Genomic DNA, 16113 nt, shown 5'->3' on the forward strand with positions numbered 1-16113 from the left:
CTGAAGGAACCATCAAGACCAGGTGGTTGATAGGCTGGGTGTGTAAGTACAGCAATGTATTGAGCTAACCAGTACTAATGATCCGTGCGGCTTGACCATATAACCTCAAGTTGCTTCGTATATCGAAGCTCCTTGGCCCGACACGTTGAGTGTCCCAAATGTTCGCTACTTCCCAACCTGACGAGAGCGTGAGCGCTGTCAGTCCCACTTTCGACTGGATCAATCCGTCGATAACCGGGCCGACCTGCGACCCTCCACCCTCTCCCTGGTGACAATAGCTGTATGGAACCACCCGATCCCATTCCGAACTCGGAAGTGAAACGTACATGCGCCGATGGTAGTGTGCATCTAGCATGCGAGAGTAGGTCATCGCCAGGGTCTTTACCCAAAACCCCCGCCGGTATACCGGCGGGGGTTTTTCTTTGTGCGGAGAAAGTCCGGCAACGGCGGGAATATCGCGCCGACGCGATGAGAATCTGCGGTGCGTGGAGATCGAATCCAGGATCGGCAAAGTCGCGCGCCCGATTCCCGCGCAGTGCCGCCCGCTTGCTACGATCCACACGCGGGCCTATAGCTCAATGGTCAGAGCAGAGGACTCATAATCCTTTGGTTCCAGGTTCGAGTCCTGGTGGGCCCACCATCTTTCTCTCCTGAAGCCGCCGGCATCCTTCGCTGACTGCGCGTCGTTGATACCGCCTCAACGGACGTTGTGTTTCGCAGTGCGCTTACAACCGCACCGTTACATTGCGCGTTACCTGAATACGATCCGGTGGCCGTGTGCGACGACGCGATGTACTGAGAACCGCCATGGCGGCGCCGTTGCTTGGCGGCTGGTGGCCGATGCTGGCGGCTGCCGCGCGGACCGCGTCGCCAACGCCGTTCGGCGACGGCACGGTTGTCGAGCTTGCCCGCGCGCTTGCGGCGAAAGCCTATGTCGCGCCCGATGCAACGCTGCCGCCCGCGCTGGCAGGCGCGAATTACGACCAGTACCGGGACTTCCGCTATCGCGCCGACAAGGCGCTCTGGCGGGACCTGCCCGGCGTCGATTTCCAGGCGCAGTTCTTCCATCGCGGCTTCCTGTTCAAGCCGCGCGTTGAGATCCATGTCGTCGAGGATGCGCAGGCGCGCACCCTGCCGTTCTCGACCGCACTGTTCGACTACAGCCCCAACCCGACGCCGATGCTCGACGATGCGCTTGGCTTCGCGGGCTTCCGTCTGCATGCGCCGCTCAACAACCGGGCGTATTTCGACGAACTGTGTGTGTTCCTCGGCGCGAGCTACTTCCGCGCCGTCGGCAAGGGCCTTGCGTATGGACTGTCGGCGCGCGGTCTGGCGCTCGGCACTGGGGATCCCGCGCCGGAGGAATTCCCGGTATTCCGCGCCTTCTGGCTGCACCGGCCGGATCCGGGCAGTCGGGAGATCGTCGTCGATGCGCTGCTCGATGGCCCGAGCGTAGCCGGCGCCTACCGGTTCCGGATCACGCCCGGCGAGGACACGGTGTTCGATGTCGATGCGCGGCTATTCCCGCGGGTCGAGTTGGCGCATGCCGGCATCGCGCCATTGACGAGCATGTTCCAGTTCGATGCGTCGGACCGCACCGGGATCGACGACTACCGCCCCGCGGTCCACGATTCGGACGGGCTCGGGTTGCTGACCGGCACTGGCGAGCAGGTGTGGCGGCCATTGCACAACCCCGCGGCGATCCAGCACAGCGGCTTCCAGGACCGCGCGCCACGCGGCTTCGGGCTGATGCAGCGTAAGCGTGACTTCACCGATTTCCAGGATGCCGAGGCTGGTTACGAGAAGCGTCCTTCAGCCTGGATCGAACCGCTCGGCGACTGGGGGGCGGGCGAGGTGCATCTGGTCGAGATTCCGACCGCGGACGAGTACCACGACAACATCGTCGCGTTCTGGCGACCCGCCACGCCCCTTGCGGCGGGCGCGGAGAGTCGATGGCGCTACCGCCTGCACTGGACCGCCACGCACAGCTGGCTTGCGCCGCTCGCACTGGTGCAGGCGACCCGCATCGGCGCCAAGCCGGCTGGCGATCGCAGCAGCCGTCTGGTCGTGGTCGATTTCGCGGGCGGCACTGCCGGCGATGCGCCGCAGATCGAAGTCGCCGCGTCGACGGGGCGCATCGCGAATCCCGTCGTGCATGCGCGCCCGGGCGGCGGCTGGCGCGCGGGCTTCGAGTTCTTGCCCGAGGCGGGCGCGACCAGCGAACTGCGGATGCGTCTGTTGCGGGGCGGTGCGCCGGTGTCGGAGACCTGGCTCTACCGGTGGAGCGCATGACCGCGCCCGACGGCGCGCGCATGCCGCCGGAAGCCGCGCTGGCGATGCCGATCCAGTCGCTGGGCAGCGGGCGGCTCGACACACGTCCATTGCGCAGTGCGCCCGTCGGCATGGCGTGGCGCCGCGGTTTCATCCTCTGCTTCACCGCCGCGCTCACCGTGCTGGCGACCTACCAGATCTGGTGGCTGCTGCGGATCGGCGGCATCGATGTGCTGGAAGGCCTGATGCTCGCGGTTTTCGTGCCGCTGTTCGCATGGATCGCGCAGTCCTTCGCCAGTTCGCTGGCCGGCTTCGTGCTGGTGCTGAAGCGGCGCCCGGCGCGGCTGGGCATCGACCCGCGCGCACCGTTGCCGTCGCTGGCCGGCCGTACCGCACTGCTGATGCCGACGTACAATGAGGATCCCGAGCGCCTGCTCGCGGGTCTGCAGGCGATCGTCGAATCGCTGGCGGCAACCGGTCGCGGGGCGCATTTCGATCTGTTCGTGCTCAGCGACACGCGCAACCCGGACATCCAGCAGCGTGAGCTCGTCGCGTTCGAGCGGCTGCGCGCGACCGTGCCCCAAGCGCGTCTGTACTACCGCCTGCGCGCGGACAACCGCGAGCGCAAGGCCGGCAACATCGCCGACTGGGTGCGCCGTTGGGGCGGCGCCTATCCGCAGTTCCTCATTCTCGACGCCGACAGCCTGATGACCGGCGACACGCTGGTGCGCCTGGCCGCGGCGATGGAGGCCAACGACGACGTCGCCCTGGTGCAGACGCTGCCGGTCATCGTCAACGGCGCGACGGTGTTCGCGCGCATGCAGCAGTTCTCCGGCCGGATGTACGGGCCGGTGATCGCGCATGGCGTTGCGTGGTGGCACGGCGCCGAGAGCAACTACTGGGGCCACAACGCGCTGATCCGCACCCGGGCGTTCGCCGCGCATGGTGGCCTGCCGGAGCTGCGCGGCACCACGCCGTTCCGCGGCACGGTGCTGAGTCACGATTTCGTCGAAGCGGCGCTGTTGCGTCGCGGCGGCTGGGCACTGCACATGATTCCCACGCTCGAGGGCAGCTACGAGGAAGGGCCGCCGACGCTGACCGACATGCTGGTGCGCGACCGGCGCTGGTGCCAGGGCAACCTGCAACATGGCGGTGTGCTGCCTGCGCGCGGTCTGCATTGGGTGAGCCGCTGGCATCTGCTGATCGGCATCGGCCATTACCTGACCGCGCCGCTGTGGGCGATGCTGGTGCTGGTCGGTCTGGCGATTCCCCTGCAGCACGGCGCATTCGCAGAAGGCATGACGCCCGCCGGCTACTGGATGGCGATCGACGACGGTCGCTTCCTCGGCGTGTTCGTGCTGACGATGGTGCTGCTGTTCGCGCCGAAGATCTTTGGGTTCATCGCCACGCTGGCGAGCCGGCGCATGCGACGCGGGTGCGGCGGTGCGCTGCGCGGCTCGATCAGCCTGCTGATCGAGAACGTGCTGGCCGCGTTGATGGCCCCGATCACGATGTACGTGCAGTCGCGCGGCGTTGCGGAAGTGCTGGCCGGCCGCGATTCGGGCTGGGATGCGCAGCAGCGCGACGACGGTCGCCAGACCTGGGGCGATCTGTGGCGCAACTATCGCGGCACCACGCTGCTCGGCGTGCTCATGGGGATCGGCGCCTGGCTGATGTCGCCGGTCCTGGCGCTGTGGATGTCGCCGATGATCATCGGACTGGTCGGCTCGATTCCGATCGTGAAACTGACGTCCTCGCGTACGGTGGGCCTCGCGCTGCAGCGCGTCGGCCTGTTCGCGACGCCCGAGGAACGCGCGCCGCCTGACGTGCTGGTGCGGGCGGGCGAGCTGCGCGGCGATCTGCATCTGGGCACGCCGGATCCCGAGGTGGAGACCGCGCACGGCTGAGGCGGATGCGGCGAGCGCTTACACTGCCGCATCCGTCATCCACTGGCCGCACATGTCCACGACGACCCCCGCACTGCTCGACTGCATCGAACACGAGACCGGCCCCGCGCCGGCCTGGAGCGTGCTCTGGCTCCACGGCCTCGGCGCCGACGGCCACGACTTCGTACCGGTCGTGCCCGAAGTGCTGCGACCGCACTGGCCGGCAATCCGCTTCGTGTTTCCGAACGCGCCGGTGCGCGCGGTGACGATCAACAACGGGGTGCGCATGCGCGCCTGGTACGACATCGTCGACTTCGATCTGGCCAATCGCGCCGACGAAGACGGGGTGCTCGAATCGATCGCGCAGATCGATGCGCTGATCGCGCGCGAGGCAGAGCGCGGCGTGCCGGCATCGCGGGTGATCCTCGCGGGCTTTTCGCAGGGCGGCGCGGTGACGCTGGCCGCCGGCCTCCGCCGGAGCACGCCGCTCGCCGGTCTGGTCGGGCTGTCGACCTATCTGCCGGCTGCGCGCAACGCAGCGGCTGCGCTGGTCGAAGGCGCTGCGCGGCAACCGGTGTTCATGGCGCACGGCACGCAGGATCCGGTGGTGCCGCTTGCCGCTGGCCGGCAGAGCGCGGCATGGTTGCGAGAGGCCGGATTTGACGTTGCGTGGCACGAGTATCCGATGCCGCATTCGGTGTGCGCCGAAGAGATCGTCGATCTCGGCAACTGGTTCGACGCGCGCTTCGCGGCCGGCTGACGATGGCCGCGCCGGCGCCCGACGGTCTCTGGCTGCCGGACCTGTGCCGGCTGCCACGTCTGCTGGCGATGCTGGGCCTGGCCCAGCTGACCGTCCTGGTGGTGTTGCTGGTGCCGCATCCCGCGGCGCCGTGGAACGTGTCCGCCTTCGTGTCCGCGAGCGGGTATGCCTTGTGGCTGGCGCTGTCGGTGTCCGTGCTGCTGTGCGCCTGCCGACGGCCACTGTCGAAATTTCCGGTGCGTCTGGGCGCGATCATCGCCGTCGCGCTCGCGATGGCGGTCGCCCTGATCGCTTCGGCCATCGTGCACGGCCTGTTCTCGAGCGTCGGCAGCGTGTCCGCGCTGCCGGGCTTCGGCCGGTTCGTCGGCGGCAGCGGCGCCGTGGTCGCGTTGCTGACGGCGATCGCGCTGCGCTACTTCTACGTCATCGACCGCTGGCAGGCGCAGGTCGCCGCGCATGCACGCGCCGAAGCGGATGCGCTGCAGGCGCGCATACGGCCGCACTTTCTGTTCAACAGCATGAACATGATCGCGACCCTGCTGCGGCGCGACCCGGTGGTCGCCGAACGCGCGGTGCTCGATCTGTCCGACCTGTTCCGCGCGGCCCTCGGCGCCGGTGAAGGCACCTCGACGTTGCGCGAGGAAGTATCGCTGGCCGAGCGCTATCTCTCGATCGAACAGCTGCGTCTGGGCGAGCGCCTGCGCGTGCACTGGGATCTGCATGAATCGCTGCCCTGGCAGTTGCCGATGCCCCGGCTGGTGTTGCAGCCGGTGCTGGAGAACGCCGTGCTGCACGGCATCTCGCGTCTGCCCGAGGGCGGCACGATCGATGTGCGGCTGTCGTTCGAGGCGGGGCTGCTGGAGATCGAAGTCGCCAACCCGTCGTTGCCGCCCGACGACGCGCCTGCCCAGGGCGCGGGCCACGCGCAGCGCAGCATCGCCCATCGGCTCGGATTCGCCTTCGGTCCGCGTGCGCGGATGCGCTACGGGTGGAACGACGGCCGCTATGCGTGCACCATCCAGGTGCCGGTGCCGACGGAAGGCGCCACGCCGGTCCCGGGAGGACGCACGCCATGAAGGTGGTGATCGCCGACGACGAACCGCTCGCGCGCGAGCGCCTGCGCATGTTGCTGGCGCAGGAGTCCGGCATCGAGATCGTGGCCGAGGTCGGCGACGGGCGCAGCGCGCTGGAAGCCTGCGCCGCGCATGATCCCGCGCTGGTGCTGCTGGACATCGCGATGCCCGGCATCGACGGGCTGGAAGTCGCGCGCCATCTGAGCGCCTTCGAGCCGCGTCCGGCGGTGGTGTTCTGCACCGCATACGATGCGCATGCGCTCAAGGCCTTCGAAGCCGCCGCCGTCGATTATCTGGTCAAGCCGGTGCGCCCCGAACGCTTGCAGGCCGCCGTCGAACGCGCGCGCACCTTCACCGCCGGGCGCGAACACGGCGACGACGGACACGGCGACAAGCGCCGCACGCATCTGTGCGCGCGACTGCGCGGCAGCCTGCGTCTGATTCCGGTCGAGGACATCCGCTACCTGCAGGCCGAGGAGAAGTACGTCGTCGTGCACCACGCGCGTGGCGAGGATCTCGTCGAGGAATCGCTGAAATCGCTCGAGGACGAATTCGGCGACCGCTTCCTGCGCATCCATCGCAACTGCCTGGTCGCACGGCACGAGCTGGTCGAACTGCGCCGCGATCTCGACGGCCACGTGCATGCGGTGCTGCGCCACGGCGACAGGCCGCTGGAAGTCAGCCGTCGCTGCGTGCCGCAGCTGCGCGACGCCGTCCGCACGCTGTAGGGCGGCGCCGCGCGAGGTCGGCGGCGATCGTCGATAATGCGCGGATGGATCGACTGCGCATCGCCACCCGCAAGAGTCCGCTCGCCCTGTGGCAGAGCGAGCACGTGGCCGCCGCCCTGCGCGCGCGCCACCCGTCACTCGAGGTGGAACTGGTGCCGCTGAGCACGCGCGGCGACGAAGTGCTGGATCGCTCGCTCGCGGCCATCGGCGGCAAGGGCCTGTTCCTCAAGGAACTGGAAATCGCCATGCAGGCCGGTGAGGCCGATTGCGCCGTGCATTCGCTCAAGGACGTGCCGATGGAACTGGAACCGGGCTTCGTGCTGCCGGCGATCCTCGCCCGCGCCGATCATGCCGACGGCTTTGTCAGCAACGCCTTCGACGGAATCGATGCGCTGCCCGCAGGTGCGCGGGTGGGCACGTCCTCGTTGCGGCGGCAGGCGCAGCTGCGGGCGCGCCGTCCCGATCTCGAACTCCGCGACCTGCGCGGCAACGTCAACACGCGTCTGGCGAAGCTCGATGCCGGCGACTACGACGCGATCGTGCTCGCCTGCGCCGGGCTGCAGCGCCTGGGACTCGACACCCGCATCCGCGCACGGCTCGACGCGCCCGACTGGTTGCCTGCGCCGGCGCAGGGGGCGATCGCGATCGAGTGTCGCGACGATGCGCCGCAGCTGCAGCGGTTGCTGGCGACGCTCGACGACGCGCCGACGCGCCGCTGCGTCGAGGCCGAGCGGGCGATGAACCGGGCACTGCACGGCAGCTGCCATGTGCCGGTCGCGGCGTTCGCGTGGCTCGACGGGGACCGGCTGCGGCTCGAAGGCCTGGTCGGCTCGGCGCAGGACGGGCGCGCCGTGCGCGCCGGTGGCGAATCGGCACATGCCGAAGGCGATGCGCTCGGTGCACGTGTCGCGTCGCTGTTGCTCGAGGCGGGAGCGGGCGCGTTCCTGCCGGGATAAGCGCGCGTTCGATTCGGTGATCTGTCCCGCGAGCACGCGTGGGATGCGACAGCGCCTCAGAACGTCCGGCGGATCTTGAGCGAGCCTTCGGTGTCGGTGCTGCCGCGTCCGCCGTTGCCCAGCGTGTCGTGGCGCAGTTCGAAATCCGAGCGCAGCGTCCACTGCGGAAACAGTTCGTAGTCGAACGCCATCGTCTGGCGCACAAAGGTGTTCTCGCGTCCGGTCTCCACCTGCACCTGCTGGGTGAAGGTCGCGCGCTTGCCCAGTTCCTGCCACAGCTGCAGCTGGCCGGTGGCGATCGGCCCCATCGCCGCGGTGCCGAAGTCGGTGTAGGGCTCGATGCGCACGCCGGTGCCGAATTCGATCTTCAGCGAGGTTTCGGGGCTGCGGATCGCTTCGAGGCCATAGCGCGTGTCCCACTTCACGTGGTTGCCGCTCGAATGGATCGACTCGCGGCTGGAAAACGGCGAGTGCAGGGAGACGAACCGGCGGTCGGGCAGTTTGACCAGCGGAAGAGAAACGGTCCGCGGGCGCACGCCCGGCGCTTTCGGCGCCCAGATGCGCTGACGGCCTGCGGCGGCATTCGCGCTCGCGGTCCATTCCTGGTCGCGGCAGTTGAGCCGGTAGCAGGGACGGCGCATCGGCACCTGCCGTGCGGCGACGGCGGCGATCGCAGGTTGCTCCGGTGCGGCCGGGAGCGGGTGGGTGTAGATCGGCAGGCCCGCAATGGCCAGCCACCAGCCAGCAAGCATTTCAGCCATTCATGTAAGCGGTTACAGCCCCATTATGCCCAAGCGCATGTGGCGGTTGGCATCACGCACGTCGCCCGTCGAAGCAGGCTTCAGGATTCGTGACCGGCATCGCGCGCGTTGCCCTCGTCGAGGAACAGACGATGCTCCAGCAGCGCGGCGCCCAGCAGCGCGAGGGCGGACCCCAGCAGCAAGACCACGCCCGGCGCCCGGCCCCACAGCGCCAGCAGCCACGCCAGCAAGGGCGCCCCGGCGACCAGGGCGATGACGACGAACCGCGCGCGCCGCACGGCGGCATCGGGCGGGCGCCCCACCGCACGCCAGTACACGAGCTTGCACACCGCGAGGCAGGCCCCCAAACCGGTCAGCGTGGCGAGCATCGTGCGGCCGTCGTTGCCCGAGACGAACAGGCGATCCATCAGCAGGTAGAGCAGGGCCAGCCCCGTGGCCATGGCGAACAGCAGCTGCACCGGCAGCACCAGCGGTTGGCGCCACGGTGCCGGCGCGGCGGGCGTCGCGAAACCACTGGCGATGGCGGCCACCGTCGCGAACGCAGCCAGCAGCACCAGCAAGCCTGCAGCGACCAGCGCCGGCCCGGCCGTCATCCATGCGCCCGTCGCCAGCAGCACGCCCAGCACCAGCGCGATCGCGAGCGTGCCCGTGGCCAGCAGCCAGACGCGGCGTGGCCACCGCGGCGCGGCGCGGCGCGCGGATCGCTGCATCAGCAGCCCGGCGCCGAGCAGCGATCCGCCCGCCAGCAGACCCAACAGCTGCAACTGGTGCAGGGTCGAGGCGCCATCGGGCCGCAGCTGCAGCAGCGCGGTCGTCATGCCGCTCCACATCAGCAGGCCGAGGCCGGTGTTGGCCGCCGGCACCGCGACGATCCCGAGCATCTGGCGCATCCGCATGTCCCGTCCCCTGGTCGCCGGGCAGGGTGCCACGCACGCCGGACGCTGCAAAGTCAGAACGGGAAGAAGCGCGGGATCAGCAGGGTCGCGGTGATCAGGAAGATGATGTTCAGCGGCATGCCGATCTTCACGAAATCGCTGAAGCGGTAGTTGCCGGCGGTGTAGACCATCGTGTTGGTCTGGTAGCTGATCGGCGTGGCGAAGCTGGTCGAGGCGGCGAATGCCACCGCGATGAGAAACGGCTTGGGATCCACGCCCAGCGAGTCGGCGGTCGCCAGCGCGATCGGCACCACCAGCACCGCGGACGCGTTGTTGCTCATGAACTCGGTCAGCGTCGAGGTCATCAGATACACCGCGGCCAGTGTCGCCGTCGGGCCGTAGTGGCCGACGAGATTGATCAGCTGGTTGGCCGCCAGCGCCGCGCCGCCGGTCTTCTGCAATGCGATGCCCAGCGGAATGATGCCGGCCAGCAGCAGGATCACCCGCCAGTCGATGGCCTCGTAGGCTTCGTCGGGGTCGAGCAGGCGCAGCACGACCAGCGCGATGCAGCCCAGCAGCGCCGAGGCGACGATCGACATCCAGCCCAGCGCCGCCGCCGCGATCGCCGCGGCCATGACGATCGCCGACAGCGTCGCCTTCGTCGTATCGACCTTGCGTTGCGCGCGGGCGCCCATGACGATCAGGCCGCGATCCACGCGCAGCTCGTCGATCGCCTTCGCCGGCGCGTCGAGCAGCAGCACGTCGCCGACGGTCAGCGGCACCTGGTCGAGCGGGCGCGCGATGCCCAGCTGGCGTCGGTGCAGACCGTGCACGCGCGCGCGGTAGGTGTGGCCGAAGCGCATCCCCGACAGCGTGTGACCGATCAGGTGCGAGCCCGGCGCGACCATCGCCTCGACATGCAGACGCTCGGCGCTGATGTCGCCATCGAGATCGCGCGCCACGTGGTCGAACCTGAGCTTGAGCGCCTTGCGCGCGGCGTCGATGTCCGGCCACAGCCCGCGCAGCAGCAGTCGGTCGCCGGCTTCGACCACGGCATCGCCACCGCGCACCGCGACGCCATTGCGCAGGATGCCGAGCAGCGCCACGTCTGCATGCGCGTCGCCCGGCACCGCCTCGCGCGTGCGGCCGATGACCGCCGCGCCTTCTGGCACCAGCAGTTCGGCGACGTAGACGCCGATGGGATCGGCGGTCTCGCTGCCGGGTATGCCGCGGTCGGGCAGCAGTACGCGCCCCACCGTCGTCAGATACAGCACGCATATGCCGACGAACACGATGCCCAGTGGTGCGAACTCGAACAGGGTGAAGCCGACGCCCGCGGTTTCGCGCGCCATCGAATCGACCAGCAGGTTGGTCGACGTGCCTATCAGGGTGCAGACGCCGGCGGTCTGCGACATGTAGGACAGCGGAATCAGGAACTTCGACGGCGCCCAGCGGTTCGCTGTGGTCGCCGCGAGCACCAGCGGCAGGAACACCGCAACCGTCGCGGTGTTGTTGACGAACGCGGCCACGCAGGTCACCAGCGCCATCATCACCAGCAGGAAGAGCCACGGCCAGCGGATGCGCGCGAGCAGATCGCCCACCGCGACCAGCGCGCCGTTGCGCTGCAGGGCGCCGCTGAGCACGAACATCGCCGCGACCATGACCGTCGCCTGGTCGCTGAAGCCCGACAGCGCTTCAGGCAGCGTCACCACGCCCAGCACCAGCAGGGCGACGGCGACCAGCAGCGCGACCACATCGACGCGCAGCTTCTCGGTCACGAACAGGACGACCGCGCCGGCCATCACCGCCAGCGTCAGCCAGAGTTCCACATCGTCTCCCGTCTCATCCTCGTCCCCGTGTGCCGCCACCGGCCGCCGCATCATGGTGCCCGCGCGATTGCGTAAGTGCGGTGATCCGCATCCGGACGTCATGGTACGGACGCGGATGGGATACTGCGTGCTTCGCCGCGACAGGACGCCCCATGCCAGCAGTTTCTTCCGACGCCGTGGACGTGCTCGTGGTCGGCGGCGGCGCCTGCGGCGCGCTGGTCGCCCTGCATCTGCTCGACCATGCGGGGCTGCGCGTCGCGCTCGCCGATCCGCGCGCGCAGACGGCGCGCGGCGTGGCGTACTCGACGCCGCGCGGCGAACACGTGCTCAACGTCAATGCCGGGCGCATGAGCGCGTTTCCGACACAGGCCGGCGACTTCGTCGCGTGGCTGCGCACGCAGCCGGACTTCGCGGCACAGGACGCCGCCGCGCTGGACGCGTTGTTCGCGCCGCGGCGCGCGTACGGCCGCTATCTGCAGGATCGTCTCGATGCGCACCCCGCGCGCGATGCACTGACGCTGCATGTCGACACGGTCGTCGACATCGCGCGCGACGGCGCGGCATTCCGCGCCGTGTTCGCGTCCGGGGCATCGGTGCGGGCGCGCGCGGTGGTGCTGGCGACCGGTAACCTGCCGGCGGCGCTGCCGGGTGAGGTGTCGATCGCCGCTGTCGTCGAGGCATGGGATTACGACGCGGTCGCCGCGATCGCGCCGGATGCGGCGGTCTGCATCGTCGGCGCCGGCCTGAGCATGGTCGATGTGCTGCTGACGCTGCACGCCAATGGACATCGCGGGCAGGTCCATGCGATCTCGCGCAACGGGCTGATGCCGCTGGCGCATGCCCCGGGCACCGTGCCGCAGGCAGGCGGCGTCGATGCGCTGATGCCGTTGGGCGTGCGGGCGCGGATGCGTCTGCTGCGACGATGGGCGGCGGATGCCGTTGCGCAAGGGCGTCCCTGGCAGGACGCGCTCGAACGTCTGCGGCCGCATGTGCGTGCGCTGTGGCAGGCCTGGCCGGAGACCGAGCAGCGGCGCTTCCTGCGCCACGCCGTGCGGCAGTGGGACATCCACCGCCATCGCATCGCGCCCGGCGTCGCAGCGATCGTCGAGGGCATGCGCGCCGACGGCCGCTTCGTGCTGCACGCCGGCCGCGTGTCGCGGATCGCGGCGCACGACGGCCGTCTGCAGGTGGACTGGACGCCGCGCGCTGGCCGCCCGGAGACGATGACCGCCGACGTGATCGTCAATGCCACCGGCATGGAAAAACGCCTGTCGCGCGCGCCGGGCGCCTTGTTGCCTGCAATGTACGCCCGCGGCCTCGTCGCACCCGGGCCCCTGGGTCTGGGCCTCGCCACCGCGGGCGACGGTGAAGTGCTCGACGCGCACGGCGTACCGGTCGCCGGGCTGTGGACGCTGGGCGCCAACCGCATCGGCGACCTGTGGGAAACCATCGCGATGCCGGAGCTGCGCGTGCAGGCCGCGCGCGTCGCCAGGGGGGTCGCGACGGCACTCGACGCGCGCTGAAACGCAGCGCTAGAGGCAGTGCTGCTGCAGTCGGCGGATTTCCTCGGCCGCGAGTTCCGCATCACCGCCGATGCCCAGATTGGCGATGTTGCGGCGGATCTGCGGGCACGGCGTTTCGGTGTAGCCGGCGCCACCGAGCAGTTGACCGATTCCCTTGACGACATCCTCGGGCGAGATCGACCGGCGCATCGCGAAGCGGCCGTCGGTCCGCGGCGCGACACTGCGGCGCAAGGGATCGTGCGCGAAATCCGCCGCTGGCGCCTGGTCGCGCGCCCATTGCCCGGCCTGCGCCAGCAGATCGGTGGCGGTGGGCAGGCGTGTCTCGGCGTCGACCGGTGCGGCGTCGATCTCGACCGCCTGCAGTGCATCGCGGCGTGGCGGCGCGGGTGCGGGCGGCGGCGCGTCGGGACGCGCAATCGCGACGTCGGGCACGTCCATTGCGGCGGGCGGCGTCGGTGCCGGCCGCTCGATCCAGACCACCGCCAGCGCCCTGGACTCCGCTTTCGATCCGGTTTCGCCCAGGCCCAGGAGCCACCAGGCAAGGCCGGCATGCACCAGGATGGTCAGGGCGAGCGCGATGCCCGTCGTCATGGTGCGCAGTCCTTGCGTCATCGGGGCTCCATCCCGGTCGGTTGGCGGAGTCTGGCCCGCGCACGGCCGGGCTGCGTTAACCGCCGGTTATCCGCGCCGCGGTCACGCCGTTGCCGCCCGGTGACGCCATAATCGGCCCATGGACCGATACGAACGCATCCTCTCGCTGCACCGCATCCTCAAGACCTCGCGCTATCCGGTGACCGTGGCCAAGCTGCAGGACGAGCTGGAATGCTCGCGCGCGACGGTCTACCGCGATCTGGCCTTCCTGCGCGACGCACTGATGGCCCCGATCGTCGGCGATGGCGATGCCGGCTTCCGCTACGACAGCGACGAGGGCGGGCGTTTCGAACTGCCCGGGCTGTGGCTCAATTCCGAGGAACTGCACGCCTTGCTCGCCGCGCAGCAGCTGCTGTCGCGCAGCGGCGGCGGCGTGCTGTCGAGCGCGCTGGCGCCGTTGCAGTCGCGCATCGAGAAGCTGCTCGACGAGCATTCGGCCGGCAAGCAGTGGCCGGTGCAGCGCGTGCGCGTGATTCCGCACCGCGGCCGGCGCATGGACGAGCACGCCTTCCGCAACGTGTGCTCGGCGGTGCTGCAGCGCAAGCAGCTCGCGTTCGAGTACCGCGCGCGTTCGACCGACGAGCGCACCAAGCGCATCGTGTCGCCGCAGCGCATCACCCACTATCGCGACAACTGGTATCTCGACGCCTGGGATCACGAGCGCGACGCGCTGCGCAGCTTCTCGGTCGACCGCATCACCAACGCGCGCGTGCTGGCCGCGGATGCGCGCGACATCGACGAGGGTGAACTCGACGGGCATCTGGCCGGCAGCTACGGCATCTTCTCCGGCCCGCCCAAGGGCATCGCGACCATCGTCTTCAGTGCCAAGGCAGCGCGCTGGGTGGCCGACGAGCACTGGCACTCGCAGCAGCAGGGCCGCTTCCTGCCGGACGGTCGCTACGAACTCAAGGTGCCCTACAGCGGCGCGCGCGAGCTGCTGATGGACGTGCTGCATTACGGCGCCGATGCCGAGGTTGTCGAGCCGGTCGCGCTGCGCGAGCAGGCGCGGTCGCTGCTGATGATGGCGCTGTCGAAGTACGAAGGCTGAGTACGCCGCCGGTGCACGGCTGCGCCGCATTGCCGATGCTCGATGCGCGGGCGCCGTGCGCGCGTGGCGCGAGGCGCCCGCGATGAGCACGCGCGAACCGGTTGCGCTTGCACTCGGCGCGGGCGGGGCGCGCGGGTTGACCCAGATCGGCGTGATCGAGGTGCTCGAGGAGCGCGGATTTCCGATCGTCGCGATTTCCGGCGCCTCCAGCGGCGCGCTGGTCGGCGGCATCCACGCCGCGGGTCGCCTGCGCGAATTCGACGACCGGCTGCGCGCGATGTCGCGACGCGATTTCGTCCGCCTGCTCGATCCGGGCTTCCGCCGCGCGGGCCTGATCGCCGGGACGCGAATGGTGGAAGCGATGCGCGAGGTCGTCGGTGATCCGCGCATCGAGGACCTGCCGATCCAGTTCACGGCCGTCGCGGTGGACCTGCAGCGCCAGCGCGAGGTGTGGATCCAGGACGGCCTGCTGTGGGACGCCCTGCGCGCATCGTTCGCGATCCCCGGTGTGTTCACGCCGCACGTGGTCAACGGCCGCGCGCTGGTCGACGGCGGCCTGCTCGCCCCGCTGCCCATCGCCGCGACGCGGCTGTCCGATGCCACGCGGCTGATCGCCGTCGACATGCACGGCTGGCCCACGCAGCCGCCGGGGACGCCGGCCGGACACGGCGAGGCGCAACGCGCGACCGATGCCGCGCCCAGTGGCCTGATCGAACTGATGGCGCGTTCGCTCGACACCATGCAGGCGCAGATTTCCCGCGTGCAGCTGGCCCTCGATCCGCCGGAACTGGTGATCCGCATCCCGCGCGACGTCTGCCTGTTCTACGAGTTCTGGCGCGCGGCCGAACTGATCGACATCGGCCGGCACCAGGCCACGCGCGCGCTGGACGAGGCGGGGTACTGAGTCTTCGGCCGGGATGGCCGTGAGCGCGGTTCGACGCCCGACGCCGCGTGCGCAATCTGCCTGTCAGCTCGCTGCGCCGTGGCTCGGCAAGATGGGACAGCGCATTCGCCTGAACCATCGGACGGCGGGCAGGTGATTCGCGCACCCCTCGCGCATATGTGCAACGGCACGGGTTCCGCTGCGCGCTCCCCATCCTGCGAATCGGTCGTCGCGCGTCGATCCGCCTTGCCCCGGTACGGCGCGGTGCCTCCGTCGGTCACGCCATCGTGGACGGTCGCAGCCTGTGAGATGCCGGCCGCGGAGACTGCGGCCATGCCCAGCCGGGCCGCCGATCACCGCGTTCACAGGAGCTGCCGACATGTCCCGTATCGCCCACGCTGCATCCGCTGCCGATTCCGGTCCCGACCGTCTGCTGCACGCCGGGCTGCTCGGCCTGCTGTGTCTCGGTGCCGTGGCCCTGTCGTCGTTTCCCGGCCTGCGCGCCGGGGCAACCGCGATCGGCTGGGCACCGCTGTGGCTGATCGGCCTGCCGGCGGTCGCCTGGCTCACCCTCGTTCTGCGTCGCCTGCCGCGCCGCCGCAAGCTGGCCTCGTCAGCGGTCTTGCGGCGGCGTCGGCCAGGCCTTGTCCAGGCACGGCGCAAGCCGGCCCCGCGCCGTCGCCCGCGGATCTCGGTGCGCGCGGCGCTCGCCGCCGCCGGTCTGCTGCCGCTGCTGCGCTGATCGAGCGGCAGTCGTCCGCGTCGTGTGGGAGCGCCGGCGATTGCGACGCCGTGACTTTGGTCATGCGGCCCGCGACCGGGCCGCGTGCTAGCGTTGGGCGGTTATCCGTCCAGGTCTCACCGGAGTC

General features: G+C 69.8%; 14 protein-coding genes, 1 tRNA gene and 2 rRNA genes. 13 read left to right on the forward strand and 4 right to left on the reverse strand.

Annotated features, from left to right (window positions below; genetic code table 11):
* From E2F49_RS15875 to hemC, 9 genes are all read left to right on the forward strand, one after another.
* Window positions 1-99, forward strand: a 23S ribosomal RNA gene (locus tag E2F49_RS15875); the annotation flags it as partial.
* Between the two features lie 165 nt (window positions 100-264).
* Window positions 265-378, forward strand: a 5S ribosomal RNA gene (gene rrf, locus E2F49_RS15880).
* A 186-nt stretch (window positions 379-564) separates the two neighbouring features.
* Window positions 565-640: transfer RNA gene (locus E2F49_RS15885), tRNA-Ile, on the forward strand.
* A gap of 167 nt (window positions 641-807) precedes the next feature.
* Window positions 808-2292, forward strand: a complete 1485-nt coding sequence (locus tag E2F49_RS15890; RefSeq protein WP_133394802.1) for an OpgD/OpgG family glucan biosynthesis protein — start codon at window positions 808-810, stop codon at window positions 2290-2292.
* Window positions 2289-4178, forward strand: coding sequence for a glucans biosynthesis glucosyltransferase MdoH (mdoH, locus tag E2F49_RS15895; protein WP_133394803.1), 1890 nt, complete (start codon window positions 2289-2291; stop codon window positions 4176-4178). The genes E2F49_RS15890 and mdoH overlap by 4 nt, the downstream gene beginning before the upstream one ends.
* Window positions 4179-4230: 52 nt before the next feature.
* On the forward strand, window positions 4231-4917 hold the full coding sequence (locus E2F49_RS15900; protein WP_133394804.1) for an alpha/beta hydrolase: 687 nt from the start codon (window positions 4231-4233) through the stop codon (window positions 4915-4917).
* 2 nt (window positions 4918-4919) lie between these two features.
* The gene (locus E2F49_RS15905) at window positions 4920-5993 is read left to right on the forward strand and encodes a sensor histidine kinase (RefSeq protein ID WP_133394805.1); all 1074 of its coding nucleotides are present in this window, start codon (window positions 4920-4922) and stop codon (window positions 5991-5993) included.
* The gene (locus E2F49_RS15910) at window positions 5990-6718 is read left to right on the forward strand and encodes a LytR/AlgR family response regulator transcription factor (RefSeq protein WP_133394806.1); all 729 of its coding nucleotides are present in this window, start codon (window positions 5990-5992) and stop codon (window positions 6716-6718) included. Before E2F49_RS15905 ends, E2F49_RS15910 begins: the two co-directional genes overlap by 4 nt.
* Window positions 6719-6762: 44 nt before the next feature.
* Entirely contained in the window at window positions 6763-7674 is a 912-nt protein-coding gene (gene hemC, locus E2F49_RS15915; RefSeq protein ID WP_133394807.1) for a hydroxymethylbilane synthase, read from the forward strand.
* A gap of 56 nt (window positions 7675-7730) precedes the next feature.
* Here the strand turns inward: hemC and E2F49_RS15920 are convergent, their stop codons facing one another.
* The 3 genes from E2F49_RS15920 to E2F49_RS15930 form a co-directional block, all read right to left on the reverse strand.
* Window positions 7731-8435, reverse strand: a complete 705-nt coding sequence (locus tag E2F49_RS15920) for a DUF481 domain-containing protein (RefSeq protein ID WP_133394808.1) — start codon at window positions 8433-8435, stop codon at window positions 7731-7733.
* A gap of 80 nt (window positions 8436-8515) precedes the next feature.
* Window positions 8516-9325 (reverse strand): hypothetical protein, encoded by an 810-nt coding sequence (locus E2F49_RS15925; protein WP_133394809.1) that lies wholly within the window; start codon window positions 9323-9325, stop codon window positions 8516-8518.
* 59 nt (window positions 9326-9384) lie between these two features.
* The gene (locus tag E2F49_RS15930; protein WP_165971272.1) at window positions 9385-11139 is read right to left on the reverse strand and encodes an SLC13 family permease; all 1755 of its coding nucleotides are present in this window, start codon (window positions 11137-11139) and stop codon (window positions 9385-9387) included.
* A gap of 152 nt (window positions 11140-11291) precedes the next feature.
* Here E2F49_RS15930 and E2F49_RS15935 point away from each other — a divergent pair, with 152 nt between their 5' ends.
* A complete protein-coding gene (locus tag E2F49_RS15935) occupies window positions 11292-12662 on the forward strand; it encodes an FAD/NAD(P)-binding protein (RefSeq protein WP_133394811.1) in 1371 nt (456 codons plus the stop codon).
* Between the two features lie 9 nt (window positions 12663-12671).
* Here the strand turns inward: E2F49_RS15935 and E2F49_RS15940 are convergent, their stop codons facing one another.
* A complete protein-coding gene (locus E2F49_RS15940) occupies window positions 12672-13253 on the reverse strand; it encodes a hypothetical protein (protein WP_133394812.1) in 582 nt (193 codons plus the stop codon).
* A 139-nt stretch (window positions 13254-13392) separates the two neighbouring features.
* Here E2F49_RS15940 and E2F49_RS15945 point away from each other — a divergent pair, with 139 nt between their 5' ends.
* From E2F49_RS15945 to E2F49_RS15955, 3 genes are all read left to right on the forward strand, one after another.
* A complete protein-coding gene (locus tag E2F49_RS15945) occupies window positions 13393-14361 on the forward strand; it encodes a helix-turn-helix transcriptional regulator (RefSeq protein ID WP_133394813.1) in 969 nt (322 codons plus the stop codon).
* An 82-nt stretch (window positions 14362-14443) separates the two neighbouring features.
* Complete coding sequence (locus tag E2F49_RS15950) at window positions 14444-15265, forward strand: patatin-like phospholipase family protein (RefSeq protein ID WP_133394814.1); 822 nt, start codon at window positions 14444-14446, stop codon at window positions 15263-15265.
* A gap of 358 nt (window positions 15266-15623) precedes the next feature.
* The gene (locus E2F49_RS15955) at window positions 15624-15986 is read left to right on the forward strand and encodes a hypothetical protein (protein ID WP_133394815.1); all 363 of its coding nucleotides are present in this window, start codon (window positions 15624-15626) and stop codon (window positions 15984-15986) included.
* Window positions 15987-16113: the final 127 nt, after the last annotated feature.

The organism is Luteimonas terrae, assembly GCF_004358165.1.
GTDB classification, from domain to species: domain Bacteria; phylum Pseudomonadota; class Gammaproteobacteria; order Xanthomonadales; family Xanthomonadaceae; genus Luteimonas; species Luteimonas terrae.

Excerpts from the sequence above, each read along its gene's own strand:
- E2F49_RS15890 (WP_133394802.1), top strand. The coding sequence starts at position 808 with ATGGCGGCGCCGTTGCTTGGCGGCTGGTGGCCGATGCTGGCGGCTGCC.
- mdoH (WP_133394803.1), top strand. The coding sequence starts at position 2,289 with ATGACCGCGCCCGACGGCGCGCGCATGCCGCCGGAAGCCGCGCTGGCG.
- E2F49_RS15900 (WP_133394804.1), top strand. The coding sequence starts at position 4,231 with ATGTCCACGACGACCCCCGCACTGCTCGACTGCATCGAACACGAGACC.
- E2F49_RS15905 (WP_133394805.1), top strand. The coding sequence starts at position 4,920 with ATGGCCGCGCCGGCGCCCGACGGTCTCTGGCTGCCGGACCTGTGCCGG.
- E2F49_RS15910 (WP_133394806.1), top strand. The coding sequence starts at position 5,990 with ATGAAGGTGGTGATCGCCGACGACGAACCGCTCGCGCGCGAGCGCCTG.
- hemC (WP_133394807.1), top strand. The coding sequence starts at position 6,763 with ATGGATCGACTGCGCATCGCCACCCGCAAGAGTCCGCTCGCCCTGTGG.
- E2F49_RS15920 (WP_133394808.1), bottom strand. The coding sequence starts at position 8,435 with ATGGCTGAAATGCTTGCTGGCTGGTGGCTGGCCATTGCGGGCCTGCCG.
- E2F49_RS15925 (WP_133394809.1), bottom strand. The coding sequence starts at position 9,325 with ATGCGCCAGATGCTCGGGATCGTCGCGGTGCCGGCGGCCAACACCGGC.
- E2F49_RS15935 (WP_133394811.1), top strand. The coding sequence starts at position 11,292 with ATGCCAGCAGTTTCTTCCGACGCCGTGGACGTGCTCGTGGTCGGCGGC.
- E2F49_RS15940 (WP_133394812.1), bottom strand. The coding sequence starts at position 13,253 with ATGACGACGGGCATCGCGCTCGCCCTGACCATCCTGGTGCATGCCGGC.
- E2F49_RS15945 (WP_133394813.1), top strand. The coding sequence starts at position 13,393 with ATGGACCGATACGAACGCATCCTCTCGCTGCACCGCATCCTCAAGACC.
- E2F49_RS15950 (WP_133394814.1), top strand. The coding sequence starts at position 14,444 with ATGAGCACGCGCGAACCGGTTGCGCTTGCACTCGGCGCGGGCGGGGCG.
- E2F49_RS15955 (WP_133394815.1), top strand. The coding sequence starts at position 15,624 with ATGTCCCGTATCGCCCACGCTGCATCCGCTGCCGATTCCGGTCCCGAC.